The organism is Actinopolyspora biskrensis (assembly GCF_013408175.1).
GTDB classification, from domain to species: domain Bacteria; phylum Actinomycetota; class Actinomycetes; order Mycobacteriales; family Pseudonocardiaceae; genus Actinopolyspora; species Actinopolyspora biskrensis.
Genome location: NZ_JACBYW010000001.1, coordinates 681,877 through 695,280 on the forward strand (window position 1 = coordinate 681,877; position 13,404 = coordinate 695,280).

Sequence of the window (13,404 nt, forward strand, 5' to 3'; positions counted from 1 at the left end):
ACGAATAGGTGAACACGTGTTGCCTCATTCGTGTCGGGACCCGCGGGCGCGGCTCCGTCCGCGGGTCCGCTCCATCGCGCCAGAAGTACTTACCATCGCGATCCACCCGCCGGCAACGCGGGTTCGGCGGTGTGGGCAGACCCGAGCAAAGCACTTTCGGGCGTATTTCTTTGATTTCCTCGGGTGTTGCTGTCAAATTCGGGGTCGGCGCCGACGGCGCCTGGTGAAGAATTCCGAACGAGTGGAGGTGTCTCCTGTGGATGCTTACAAGGAAGAGCCGTTCGAGGTCGTCGAGAGCCCGGAGCCCGAGGTGGTCCCGTTCACCATGACCATGACTTTCGTCGCCGCGGATGTCGAGGACGACGAATAGGGGTGCGCCACTCCCCGTTTCGGGTCCGTGGGCGGATCTTCGTCCGCGGGTCCGCCCCTCTCTGCCGGGGGCACCTATGGGCTCCGGCGGCATCCCGCATTTGTTCCGTACAGGAAGGTAGTCGGTGGCACCACTGTGGTCGGCGTTGGTCCCGCGCCGTGACGTCAGGTTTCGTCATTCCGGGGAACATCTGTACGTGTGCCGCGGCGACGGTGCGCCGTTGCGGTTGCGCGGCGAGCACGCCGAGGGCGAGCCGCGGTTGTGTGAGCTGCCGGGAACGGCGTTGTCGGATCTGGCCGAGCGCGATCTCCTGGTTCCGAACGACGAACCGATGCGCCGGCACCCGTCCTTCGCGCACTCCTGGAGCACCGACCTGCGGGCCGAGGTCGTCGGTGGGGATCAACTGAGCTCGGCCGTCACCGGCGCGCTGGTGGATTTCGGCGTCGAAGTCGACGCCGGTTCGGGGGTCGTGGTCCTTCCGCTGACGGCTCCCGACGAGACAGTGCGGGAGCGCTCGGAGCGGGCGGTGCGTGAGGGAGTGCCGGTGCTCGTTTTCGCCGTGGCCGGGGCCCGCGTGTACTTCGCGGTGTTGCGCCCTCCGGACACGGCCTGCCCACTGTGCCTTGCCTCGAGGATCCGGTCCAATCGGTCTGATCAGGAGCTCGGCCGCCTCCCGCTGGAGATGCTGCTGGGTACCGCCTCCGATGCCGGATGGCCCAGCACCGCCGCCGCGGCGGGTCTGCTGGCGCACCAGGCACTCCGGGCGATCACCGCTCCCGGATCCTGCCCCGAGGGCCTCGTGGACCTCGATCTGGACACCTGCCGACGAACGACACATCCACTCCTGCACACCCCCTGTTGCCCGGCGTGCCGGGACCACGTGGGCCCGCCCGCCACGGCGCTCGTCGAGTCGGCCGCCACCGCCGAGTCCGCCTCGTCGGCGGGTAATGCCGAGCGGCTGCGACGTGCGGTGGACCCGCTGACCGGCATCATCGCAGGAATCCGCGTGACCGGGCCGGACGATCCCGGATCCGCGGTGGACTCCACGATGGCCTGGGGGCGCGGCGGCACCGATACGACGTGGTTCTCGCCGGTGCGGTCCTCGACGGTGGGTGGGGCCACCAAGCACGATCCGGTCGAGGCCGAGGTGTGCGCGATCGGGGAAACGCTGGAGCGCTACGCGGCCGGCATCTACGACCCCGACGAGTTCGTCCGCGGCTCCCTGGCGGAGCTGGGCACGACGGCCGTTGACCCCCGCGATCTCCCGCTCGGTTCGGAACGGGAGTACGAGCGGGCGACGGGCACACTGTTTCCCTACGAGCCGGATCTGGTGATCGACTGGACAGCCGGAGTGGATCTCGAAACCGGTGAGCAGCACTACGTGCCCGCCTGCGCGGTGTATGTCCCGTACCTGCCGCCCCGCAAGCGGGAACGCCTGTTCCACCCCGTCTCCACCGGTCTGGCCGCGGGCAGCGCCCCCGCGCAGGCTCTCCGTGGTGGGCTGCAGGAAACCGCCGAGCGCGATGCGATGGCCGTGTTCTGGTACAACCGCCTCATCCGCCCGACGCTCGACTGGCGGAGCCTGCCGAGCTGCCGTGCCCGCGACGTTCTGGAGGGGATGACCCGGCGCGGCATCTCGTTGACGGTCAAGGACCTCACCACCGACACCGGCATCCCCGCCGTCGTCGTGCTGGGCCGCGTCGACACACCGGAGCGCCCGGTCGCGTTGTGCGGATTCCGGGCCGACGTCGGCCCCTACGCGGCGCTGCTCGGTGCGGCCGAGGAACTCGAGCACGTCTTCAGCATGTACTGGCGCTTCGCCGCCTCCGGAGGGGAACTGGACCCCACGCGCGAACCCAGCGATATCTGGGATTTCACCACCTACTACTGCCACCGCAGCCGGATCCCGATCCTCGACTTCATGCACGAGGGGCCACTGCACCCGGCACCGAGCCCGCCGTCCGAACCGCTGAGCGACGCGGAGGCGGTTCATCGGCTCGTCGGACTGCTTTCCGGGAGCGGACACCGCTGCCTCGCCACCGACATCACCCCGGTCGACGTCGCCGAGTGCGGCGTCACCGTGGTCCGGACCGTGGTACCCGGTTTGCAGCCGATCAGTTTTTCCCCGGCCTTCCGGCGGCTGGGCGGTTCCCGGGTTTACCAGGCCCCGGTACGGATGGGCCTGCGCGCGACTCCGCAGGCCGAGGACGAGCTCAACCCCTACCCGGTTCCCATGGGCTGACGCGGATGGACAGTGCTCGAATCGCGCATGCCGTGTGCCGTGCGTCCGGCCCGTACCGGATCGAGGTCGGCGGCATTCTGGGTCCTGGGGGAGTGGACCGTGGCAGGCGAGACATCACGGTGCTGCCCACCGGCGGCTGGAAGGTGGGCCGTGCCGAGGACACGGTCTCGCCCGTCCTGCGGCTTCCCGAGAGCATCGCCGCCCCCGCGCTCTACGATGCCCACGTGCACCTGCACCCGCAGGTGCGCCTGACCGACTACGTGCGTCACGGCATCGGGAGGATCCGTGACCTCGGTTCCACCGTCGGTGCCGACCAGGCGGTTCCCACCGGCCGGTGCTGTGCCGAGCCGGTGCCCGACATCGTTCTCGGCGGCCCGCTGCTGGACCGTCCGGGCAAACAGCGGTTGCCCTTCGCCGCGCCCTGGCGGGATGCGGCGGAGCTGCCCAACCTGGTGGACGCGGCCGCCGAACGCGGCGCAGCTTGGCTCAAGCTCTACGACCGGTTCCCGGGTGAGCTGGTCGAACCGGCGGTTCGACTCGCCCACGACCGCGGGCTGCGGGTCACCCTCCATCCCCCGCCGGGAGAGTACCGGGCCGCCCTGGACGCGGGGGTCGACGAACTCCAGCACTTGGCCTGCCTCACCCCGCGCGGGGACGGCAGCAGGGGAACCCGTGCCGTGCTGCGTCACTGGGCGGGCAGAGACCACGGTGACGCCTGGCCGGACCTGCCGCGGGGTACGGCGATCTGTCCGACACTGCTCGTGCAGCACCAGCTGGTCCGCGAAGCCGAAAGCGACTGGACCTTCCCCGACCACGCCCCGGGGTGGGCGGCCCTGTGGCGACAGCTTCCCACCGCGGCGCGCCCTTGGGGAGCGACGCAGCTGATCACCGCCCGTCAGGCCGTGGCTCGGTTGTCCGCGGCGATCGGGGAGCTGGATCACGCGGGCGTGCGCTGGGTGATCGGCAGCGACACCCCGAATCCCGGAGTGCGCCCCGGACGCAGCCTGTGGGAGGAAATGAACCTGCTGGTCAGCGCGGGGCTGGGTCCACTGCGGATCTACCGTTCGGCCGCCGTCGCACCGGCAGTGGCCGAGGCCGGAGAGCACCCGCTCACCTTCCTGCCGCGCGGTGCGTTCGATTCCGGGCGGTTCTCCACTGAGCCGCCGACCGCCACCCTGCTCCACGGCTGCCTGTTCCGTCCGAATCCCTGAACGGAGATGATCGTGTCTCGATATCAGCGCAACCCCTGGCTGTTCATGGAGTGGGACGACGGCGACCGCGTGGGCGTCGTCGATGCACGCTCCCACAGCAAGTACCGCGTCGACCCCTCCCTGCTGCGGCTGCTCAATCGGATGTCCACACCGGCCGGTCCCGGAGAGCTGCACCTGAACGGCTACAGCTCCGAGGAACTGGACGCCCTGCTGCAGCGCATGGCCCGAGTGGGTCTGGTGGAGGTGGTCGGCGACGACGGGGCCGACGCTCTCCCGCAGTACCATGGCGAATGGTCCACGAGCGAGCTCGCCGTGCACGCGCGCTCGGGCCGGGGCGGTAAGCAGAAAGTGCGACGGTCCGAGATCCCGGACGCGCGGCTACAGCACGCCGAGGTACTGCACACGATCCCGCTGCTCGAATCGGAGCTGCCGAGCAAACCTCTCGACGAGGTGCTGAGCAGCCGCCGCAGCATCCGCGACTTCGCCACCACACCGCTGACGCTGGACCGACTCGCGGCGTTTCTCGGCACCGCCGCACGCGTGCGGGGATGGCTGGGGGAGTGGACCTGGCAGACGACACGCCGCCCCAGCGCCTCCGGCGGCGCACGACACAGCACCGAGCTGTATCTCGTCGTCCGCGACGTCACCGGTCTCGAACCCGGTGCTTACCACTACGACCCCTTCACTCACGAACTCCACCAGTTGCAGCACTGGAACGACGAACACGACGAACTGCAACGCAGATTCCTCTGCGGCCCCATGCTCGTCGACACCCCACCCCCGGTGAGCCTCTACCTCGCCTCGTACTTTCGGCGCATCCAGTGCAAGTACGGTGCGATGACGCTCAGCCTCATCTACCGCGAAGTCGGCTGCCTGCTGCAAACCCTCTACCTCGTCGCCACCGACCTCGACCTCGCTCCCTGCGCCACCGCGCTCACCGAGAGCGATCCCAGCCCCGGCTTCCTCGGTGAGCACCGCGATCAGTTCGTCCACAGCGGCAACTTCGCCCTCGGGACGCCTGCCGCCGTGGAACCCGCCGCCCCCGGGTTCCACCCTCTCGGTTCCTGACATCGGTCCAGCAACGAGGGGTACGACGTAGGTCGATCGTCGACACCGCGAACGCGCTGCTGCCACGGGGACGTCGACCGGAGCGCTACCCCGACCTTCGGAAAGGTCGTCAAACGTGACGACGAGCGGCTCGGTGTTCTTCCGAAGAAGTCACCGAACCGCTCGTCGAAGTCCGGCACCAATAATCAAGGACGCTCGTTCCACGCGGAAAAGGCCGCGACGACCTCGTCCTTGCTCACCTCGCCGTCACCGTTCTGGTCGACCTCGGCCAAGTAGGAATCGACATCGACGTCGATTCCCGAATCGGAGACGAAATCCTCGATCACCTTCCGGGTTATCGCGTCGTTGCCGCTGAGCTCGACAATTCCCCACAGCGACTCGGCGGATGGTCGTACGACATCATCCATGTTCTCCTCGGCGAGCTTGTCCATGGCTCGACGGAAACCGTCCTTGCTGATCGCTCCGTCGTCGCCCACCTGCGCGACCGACCGGATCTCGCTCCAAAAACCGGTGAAAGCCTCTGCGGCCTTCGTCGCCTTGGCGGGAGTCTCGGCGCCACCGCTCACCGCTCCCTGCAACGCTCCCGCGGGGTTGGAAACCGTGTTCTCGGTGACCTGCTGCGTCATCGTCCGGGCAGCCCCGCTCACATCCGACTCCGTGATCCTGCCGTCACCATCGGAATCGAGGCCACTGAAAATAATGTCGGTCACGTACTGCTTGGACAGCATATGGTCGTAGTCTCCATGTTTCGGATGCGAGAAGTAACTCCTTGCGATCGAAATCGCATCACGCCCGAGTCAAGACCATCAAGTCCGTTAACTCCATGGTGAATAGATTCTCCTTCGTTGGTGGATTACTGTTCGGCGTTTCGGTTGATGAAATTGTGGACGAGGCAAATTCGCGAAAATATTTCGCGGTGCGGAGTGGATTCCATCGAATACCGTCCGGCCTTTCCCGGACAATTCCCGACACGTGACAGGTCCCCAGCTGCCCGTTCCAGGCGATGACACGCAGTGCAACCGCGACCGGATGACCGTCTCGGTCAGTGTCCTCGCGATCCCCCGAGGAGGCCTGTCCCGGGAATGCGCGACCGCGAACGCGGCACGAGTCGCCGAGCTGCTCGACGGTTGGGACGCGGTCCCGGAGCACGCGGCCGCACGTCCGAAGCCTGTGGTTCCCGCGAGCACCACCAGGACCTGCTCGCCACCGGCGTGGGCGACGTGTTCGGCCCGTCGATCCGGACCACCGACCACCAGCGTGAAATCGTCGAGCGGCTCCGCCTGACGTCCGGATTCTGTCCGACCGACCCCACAACGGAACCTGGCCCGAGCGCTCGCTCCGCCCACGTTCGAGGCCGGTGGGATGACACTGTGAGGGCAGGCCCGGCCGTTGATTCCGCGGTTTCAACAGCGTCCACAGGGCGGAGGCACGGCAGCTGGTGATCTTGCGGTGTTGGCCGCGGTCGTGTACGTGCTCGTCAGCGGAGGCGTCTGGCGGGACCTGCCGCCGTCGTTCGGAGTCACCGTGCCCACGGCACACCGCCGGTTTCAGCGGTGGACCGAGGCCGGGCTGTGGCGCAAGCGGCACCAGGCCGTGCTGGACGATCTCGGTGTCCGGGGCGCGATCGAGTGGACCCGTGTGGTGGTCGATGCGGCCACGGTGCGCGCCACGCAAGGGGAGCGCTGACCGGGCCCAGCCCGCCTCGCTCGTGGCAGGGCCGGCTCGACGATCCGCCTGCTTTCCTCGGGGCGGTCTGCCGCTGGTGGTCTCCGCGGCCGACACCCACGACAGTCACGGCCTGAGTCCATCGGTCAAAGCGATCCCGAAGGTCCGCTCCCGGTGGGGAGCACGGCGGGCGTGCGCCGCGGGGAGGACCAGCCGATCACGATGCCTGCTCGCTCCGGTGACGGTCGCTGTTCCGTTCTCGAACCGGGTGTTCACCGCATGTCCTCCCGTGCGGGCGGGTCGTGCGGGCGGTCGACGAAGATGTCGTGCTCGAGCTCGCGGGTACCGCCGTAGGGCGTCAGGTCGGTGATGCCAGCCTCGTGCAGGACATCGACGTCGAGGAAAGTGTTTCCCGTGCAGGTGGCTGCGGACCGCTCGAGGACGGTGACGGCGGCATCGGCGACGATCGCGGGTGTCCGGGCTCGCTCCAGCGCCGCGTCCCCGCCGAGGACGTTCTTGACCGCGGCCGTGGCGATGTAGGTCTGCGGCCACAGGCAGTTCGCCGCGATTCCTCGCTCGGCGTACTCCTCGGCCCATCCCAGGGTCAACATCGTCATGCCGTACTTGGCCGTGGTGTAAGCGGGGTGCGCGCCGAGCCACCTGGGCGACAGGTTGAGCGGCGGTGACAGCGAGAGGACGTGCGGATTGGTCCCCGCGCGGAGGTAGGGCATGGCCGAGCTCGTGAGCAGGTAGGTGCCGCGCAACTGGATCTGGGTCATCAGGTCGAACTGCTTCATCGACAGGTGGTCGGTGCCGTCGACGGCCAGCGCGGAGGCGTTGTTGACGACGATGTCGATGCCCCCGAACCGTGCGGCTGCCTGCGCGACGGCGTTGCTCACCGAGTCCTCGTCCCGGACGTCGCCGACGACCGCCACGGCCTGTCCGCCTGCCTCTTCGATCTCCGCGGCTGCGGTGTGGACGGTCCCGGGGAGCCGGGGGTGCGCCTGGTCGGTCTTGGCGAGCAGAACGATGTTGGCCCCGCGGCGCGCGGCGGCGGCCGCGACGGCCAGGCCGATGCCGCGGCTGCCGCCCGACATGAGCAGGGTGCGACCGGTCAGGCTCATCCGGTGATCTCCTTGCCGAAGATGTTGCGGGCGATGACCCACTTCTGGATCTCGTTGGTGCCTTCGTAGATCTCGCCGATCTTGCTGTCGCGATAGATCGCCTCGACGGGCCCGGAGGTGCTGTCGGCGCTGAGCTCGCGGGCGAAGCCGAGCCCGCCGAACGCCTGGACGGCGTCGCGGGCCATGTCGACCGAGAGCCGGGTGGCGTAGTACTTGGCCATCGCTGCCTCCGGCTCGGGGAAGATATCGTCGGCGTCGCGGCGCAGTGCGGCCTTGAGGTAGAGGCTGCGGGCGTTCTCGAGCTCCGTGGCGCGGTCGGCGAGGAGGAACTGCCAGTGCTGATTGGCGGCCAGCTTTCGTCCGAAAGCCTCGCGGGCCGACAAGTGCGCGGCAGCGTGGTCGAACGCGGCCTGCGCCATGCCGACACCGGCGGCGGCGATGCCGACGCGGCCCAGGGTGAGGGTCGCCAACGCGTGCCGCAGGCCCTGCCCCGGCTCGCCACCGAGCAGGGAGTCGTTCGTCAGCTCGACGTCCTCGAACCACACGTCGGCGGTGAGTTGACCGCGGTTGCCCATCTTCTGGTCGGGTGTGCCGACTCGCACTCCGGGCAGGGAGGTGTCGACGATGAACATCGACAACCTGTCGCCGGTGCGGGTGAGGGTGACTATGAATCCCGCGACGGGTGAGTTGGAGATCCACCGCTTGCGGCCGTTGAGGATCCAGGTGTCGCCCTGCTGGACGGCGACGGTCTGGACCGCTTGCGGGCTCAGGTCCGAGGATGCCTCGGGTTCGGTGGTGGCGAAGGCGCCGACGACGGAGCCGTCGGCAACCCGGCTCAGCCACTGTCGTCGCTGCGCGGGGGTGCCGTGGGTCAGGGCATTGCCGGCGAGGATGCAGTGCACGTCGAACACCGCCGCGATGCTGCTCGAGAAGTAGGCCAGCTCCTCGATCGCGACGGCGGTCGCCGTGACCGGGTGGACCAGGCCGTCGCCGCCGACCTCGGACCCGAAGGGCACACCGAAGAGTCCGGCGTCGGCGAGGGAGTCGAACACGTCCCGGGGGAAGCCGTCGGCCTTCTCATCGCCGTTGGCGATCCGGCGCGCGGCAGGCGCGACGCTGTTCTCAGCGATCTCGCGGGTCCGTGACCGGACCTCGCGCACCTCGTCGGGCGACAGGAGGTCGTGGCAGAGGCGGTCGGCCTGGCGAACGGGGCTGGTGGTGGGCATGAGGGCCTTTCGGTCGGTTGTGTAGTCGGGGGGCGGTCCTAGCCGCGGATGGCTGCGGCGAAGATCGCCGGGAGCGATCTCCAGCGTGGACGGGCCGAGAAGGCTGTGAGTCGTCGTCCGGTGATGTGCGCGGTGCGGTTGTCGACGAACCACGGCGGGGTCGGGCTGATCGAGGGCTCGCCGTGCAGGAGCGAGCGGCGCAGCGGCCGGAACGGACCGGTGACCACGGTGCGTTCGGGGCGTGCGAGCAGCAGTGCGTTGTGGACGACGCCGATCCCGCTCCGGATGTCGTCGAGGGTGTGCCCGGGGAAGGCGCCCCAGGTGGCGCGCGGGGTGAGGTAGCCGACACCGGTCCAGGCGTTGATGCCGATCGTGCCGTAGCGGAGGTTCGCGACGGCCTCGTCGAGCCGCGCTCCCAGCTCCTTGCGAGTGCGCGGGTGGATGACGATGTTGGCGCCCAGCGTTCCGCGCAGGGTCGTGTTGGCCGCGGTGACGGCCGCCGAGAGGAACCCCGCACCCTCACCGGGCAGCTCGGCGACACCGAGTACGGGGGCGAAGTACTCGGTGCGGAACGCTGGTTCCCGCGGGTCGTCCAGGTCCAGACCGCGGAGCAGGGCGCGCTCCCGGTCGGCAGCGGCCTCCGCCGTCCGCTCGTGGCGGGCCCGCGCCTCGTTGATGCGCTCCGCTGACCCCGGGTACCAGGCCGTTCTCGGGTGGGCTGCCGCGAGGGCGGCGCGCAGCTCGTCGAGGAAGGCGTCCTTTTGCTCCCAGTCGCTGCTGACGAGCACGACCTGCGTGGCGATGCAGTTGGAGCCGGAGTTGTGCAGGCGCTGGGTCGCGACGTGCCGGGCCTGGTACCGCAGGTCGGCCTTCGACCACCGCCCGGGGACGATGATGACGGGGGCGACGCCACCGAGCTCGCTGGTCACCGGCTTGGCGAGCTGCGGCTCTCCGGCTTCGCGGGCAGCCCGTCCGGCCTCGCCGGTGCCCCACACGATCGCGTCGTGGGTGGCCTCGCTTCCGGTCATGTGCACGGCGGTGACCACCGGGTGGTCGACCAGCGCCGCTCCCGTGCCGGCCCCGCCGGTCATGATCTCCATGACGCCGAGCTCGAGGAAGGGGGCGAACACGGCCTCGAACACCGGTTTGAGCGGGTCGGTGACCGGGTTCAGTTTCAGGACGACCACGCGGTTCTCGGCGTAGAGCTGGTACAGCACGTCCAGCGGGGCGATCGAGAAGATGTTGCCCGCGCCGAGGACCGCGCAAACGCCGCCTGTCTGCTCCGGTCGGAGCAGACCGAGCCCTGCCGTCGCCCTCGCCTCCTCGACGGTGACCCCCGGCTGCAGCCACACCTCGGCGCGGAACCCGCTCAGCAGGAGCCGGTCGAAGACGTGATGCGGCAGGACGTCGATCGCGACGCGGTCCCCGGGCGCCCGGTGGGAGGAGAATCCCGTGAGCGGGCTGGCTCCGCCCGCGAGGTGGTCCAGGGACTCTCCCAGGGCGGTGAGATAGCCGGACAGGGCCCACGGTCCGCTGATCCACTCCTCGCCGAGCAGGGGCGAGGTGGCGGACAGTTGCTTGATCGAGGCCGCGACCTCGACCCAGCGCTGGGCGTGCTCGGCCACCAGCTGCTGCATCCGGGTCAGCAGGGCGCGCCGCTCGGCCAGGCTGGTGGCGGCCCAGGTCTGCTCACCCTCACGCACGTGCCGGACCGCCGCGTCGACGGCGGCCTCGCCCGTCCCGGTCCCGCGGCGCCCGGTCAACGGTCGGCCTTGATCAGGTCGCAGGCCTTCTCGCCGACCATCATCGTCGGGGCGTGCGTGTTGCCGTGCGGGATGTTCGGGAAGACCGAGGCGTCGGCGACGCGCAGGCCGGCGATGCCGTGCACGCGCAGGGACGCGTCGACCACGCCTTCGGTCTCCGAGCCGATCCGCGCCGTGCAGCTGGGGTGGTAGGTGTGGTCGACGCCGGCACGGATCTCCTGCTCCAGTTCCCGGCGGGTCCGCTTCGCGGGGCCGGGGTGGATCTCCTCGCCGACGAGGCCGCCCATCGCCCTGCTCGCCGCGACCTCGCGGGCCCGTTCGATGCCGGTGACCATCGCCTCCATGTCGCCGGGGTCGCTGAAGTAGTCGAAACGGACCGACGGTTTGCTCAGGGGGTCGCCGGAGGCCAGCCGGACGGCTCCGGTGCTGCGGGAGCCCACCAGCGAACACCCGAGTGCGAGCGCCGCGCCGTCGTGGGTGGCGAAACCGTGGTCACGGAAGTAGGCGGGCCCCCCGATCAACTGCATGTCGGGCGCGTCGAGCCCGTCCCTGGTGTGGAAGAACGCGCCTGCCTCGCCGATGTTCGACGTCAGCAGGCCGCGCCGGGCCGTGAGGTACTTGACCAGCTGGACGGGCGACTCGGCGTTCGCCAGCGTGCCCTTCGCCGAGGTCTCGTAGTTGAGCATGTACATCGGGTGGTCCATCAGGTGCGCACCGACGTGCGGGTTGTCGACCACGCACTCGATGCCGTGGCCGGTGAGGTGGTCGGCCGGGCCGACGCCCGAGAGCATCAGCAGGTGTGGTGTCCCGAAGGCGCCCGCGCTGAGCACGACCTCGCGGGTGGCGTGACTCGTCCGGCGCAGGCCTGCCACGGCGACCTCGATGCCGTACGCCCGTCCGCGCTCGATGAGGACGCGGGTGACCTGGGCCTCGGTCATGACGGTCAGGTTCGGGCGCTTCCGTGCGGGGCGGAGGTAGCCGTCGTTCGTGGTCCAGCGGCTCCCGCGCTGCTGGGTCACCTGGTACAGGCCCGCGCCCTCCTGGGCGGCGCCGTTGAAGTCGGTGTTGGCGGCGATGCCGCTGGAGACCATGGCATCGACGAGGCGCCGGCTCAGCGGGTTGGGTGATCGGGGGTCCTCGATGTGCTGCGGTCCGGAGGCGCCGTGGAACGTGCCGGCTCCGCGGCTGTTGCGCTCCGAGCGGATGAACAGCGGCAGCACCTCGTCGTAGGACCAGCCGGTTGCCCCGTCCTCGGCCCAGCCGTCGTAGTCCGACCGGTTCCCGCGGATGTAGATCATGGCGTTCTGGCCGCTCGAACCGCCGAGCATCTTTCCGCGCGGGTGGTAGACTCGCCGCTCCTCGAGGTGGGGCTCGGGTTCGGTGTAGTACTCCCAGTCCAGCGGTGTCTTGAACTGCTTGGCGAAGGCGGCCGGGATCTTGACGTTCGTGTCCGCGCCCTTGCCGCCCGCCTCGACCAGCAGCACTTGCGCGGCCGGGTCGGAGCTGAGGCGGTTGGCCACGACGGCGCCGGCCGAACCCGCACCGACCACGATGTAGTCGAAGGTGCTCATGTCACTCCTGTTCTGCGAGGTTCACGCGAGCTCGCACTTGAGGATCTCGCTCGTGGCGGTCATGGGGAAGCTGTCGACGATCTCGACGACGCGGGAGTGCTCGTCCTCGCGCAGGAATCCCCGATCGCTCGCGAGACCGTGGGCGTGCCTCACCGTGGTCTCGTCGAACGTGCGCCCCAGATCGCCCTGGCCGGGAGCGCGTTGAGCGAATCGGAGCTCGCCGCGGTCGGGTGGGCTTCGTGGCGCGCATCAGCGGAGCACCCGGCTCAGGAACTCGAGCTGGTCGGCCAGTGCGCGCCGCTGCCACACGCCGTCGTAGACGTCGAAGTGGTCGACCGGGTACTCCTTGACGACGCCGTTGTCGAGCTTGCTCGCCATCGTGCGCGCGGCCTTGACCGGCACGACGCGGTCGGCCTTGCCGACCTGCACGAGCACGGGGCAGGTCACCTTGCGGGCGTGGATCGTCGGCCTGTTGCGGCCGACCTCGAGCGCGTGACGCGCCGCGGTCTCGTTGCGCCAGGTCGGGCCCGCCATCGAGGTGTAGGCCTCTTCGCCGCCGGGCGCGGTGATCATCGAGTCGCTTCCGGGCCGGCCGACGATCGGGACCATGCGCGGCCCCTTGGCGCGGATGCCGCCGACGAGGTCGGCGATACCGAGGACCGCCAACCGGGCCAGGTGGCCGACGCCCTCGGCGGAGGCGATCAGTCCGAGGCCGGCCAGCCCGTCGGAAGCGGGCGTCATCGAGACCACCGCACTCACCCACGGGGAGTGCGCCGCGACGACGATCGCGTGGCCCGCCGAGTACGAGGTGCCCCACAGGCCGATCCGGTCGGGGTCCACGCCGGGAAGTCGGCGTACGGCGTCCACCGCGGCGTGGTAGTCCCGCCGCTGGTCCCGGTAGGAGATCACCTGCCGTGGTCTGCCTTCGGAGGCGCCGAACCCGCGGTAGTCGAAGACGAAGGCGTCGATGCCCGCGGTGGCGAACGCCTCGGCGTAGGGCAGCAGGCCGGTGTCGCGCGTACCTCCGAACCCGTGGGCCATGACCACGCAGGGACGGCCGGCCTCGGAGGCGAGGGCGTCGCCGGTGGCGGGGATGTGCCAGGCGGCGCAGGCGACGCCGCCGCTGGTGAACGTCAGCTCGTGGCGCGATGCCGTGGCCATGCC

At 69.7% G+C, this 13,404-nt stretch carries 10 protein-coding genes and 1 pseudogene; 4 read left to right on the forward strand and 7 right to left on the reverse strand.

The features are described from left to right. Positions 1-494 precede the first annotated feature (494 nt). The 3 genes from FHR84_RS02990 to FHR84_RS03000 are packed head-to-tail and all read left to right on the forward strand — an operon-like array spanning position 495 to position 4,891. Positions 495-2,612, forward strand: a complete 2,118-nt coding sequence (locus tag FHR84_RS02990) for a TOMM precursor leader peptide-binding protein (RefSeq protein ID WP_179533857.1) — start codon at positions 495-497, stop codon at positions 2,610-2,612. Between the two features lie 5 nt (positions 2,613-2,617). Then, complete coding sequence (locus FHR84_RS02995; RefSeq protein WP_179533858.1) at positions 2,618-3,823, forward strand: amidohydrolase family protein; 1,206 nt, start codon at positions 2,618-2,620, stop codon at positions 3,821-3,823. Between the two features lie 12 nt (positions 3,824-3,835). Continuing rightward, positions 3,836-4,891 (forward strand): SagB family peptide dehydrogenase, encoded by a 1,056-nt coding sequence (locus tag FHR84_RS03000; protein WP_179533859.1) that lies wholly within the window; start codon positions 3,836-3,838, stop codon positions 4,889-4,891. A 185-nt stretch (positions 4,892-5,076) separates the two neighbouring features. On the opposite strand, the gene FHR84_RS03005 is transcribed toward FHR84_RS03000, so the two are convergent. Next, positions 5,077-5,619, reverse strand: coding sequence for an EF-hand domain-containing protein (locus FHR84_RS03005; protein ID WP_179533860.1), 543 nt, complete (start codon positions 5,617-5,619; stop codon positions 5,077-5,079). A gap of 661 nt (positions 5,620-6,280) precedes the next feature. On the opposite strand from FHR84_RS03005, the pseudogene FHR84_RS23450 reads away from it, so the two are divergent. After that, a pseudogene (locus tag FHR84_RS23450) lies at positions 6,281-6,746 on the forward strand (transposase); the annotation flags it as partial. Between the two features lie 82 nt (positions 6,747-6,828). On the opposite strand, the gene FHR84_RS03015 reads toward FHR84_RS23450, so the two are convergent. From FHR84_RS03015 to FHR84_RS03035, 6 genes are all read right to left on the reverse strand, one after another. Further along, positions 6,829-7,680 (reverse strand): SDR family oxidoreductase, encoded by an 852-nt coding sequence (locus tag FHR84_RS03015; protein WP_179533862.1) that lies wholly within the window; start codon positions 7,678-7,680, stop codon positions 6,829-6,831. Beyond that, the gene (locus tag FHR84_RS03020; RefSeq protein ID WP_179533863.1) at positions 7,677-8,906 is read right to left on the reverse strand and encodes an acyl-CoA dehydrogenase family protein; all 1,230 of its coding nucleotides are present in this window, start codon (positions 8,904-8,906) and stop codon (positions 7,677-7,679) included. The genes FHR84_RS03015 and FHR84_RS03020 overlap by 4 nt, the downstream gene beginning before the upstream one ends. 38 nt (positions 8,907-8,944) lie before the next feature. Continuing rightward, positions 8,945-10,669 (reverse strand): aldehyde dehydrogenase family protein, encoded by a 1,725-nt coding sequence (locus FHR84_RS03025; RefSeq protein WP_218861901.1) that lies wholly within the window; start codon positions 10,667-10,669, stop codon positions 8,945-8,947. Beyond that, entirely contained in the window at positions 10,666-12,240 is a 1,575-nt protein-coding gene (locus tag FHR84_RS03030; protein WP_179533864.1) for a GMC family oxidoreductase, read from the reverse strand. The genes FHR84_RS03025 and FHR84_RS03030 overlap by 4 nt, the downstream gene beginning before the upstream one ends. Before the next feature lie 21 nt (positions 12,241-12,261). Beyond that, a complete protein-coding gene (locus FHR84_RS22715) occupies positions 12,262-12,393 on the reverse strand; it encodes a hypothetical protein (protein WP_281361179.1) in 132 nt (43 codons plus the stop codon). Positions 12,394-12,489: 96 nt separating this feature from the next. After that, complete coding sequence (locus tag FHR84_RS03035; protein ID WP_179533865.1) at positions 12,490-13,401, reverse strand: alpha/beta hydrolase; 912 nt, start codon at positions 13,399-13,401, stop codon at positions 12,490-12,492. Positions 13,402-13,404: the final 3 nt, after the last annotated feature.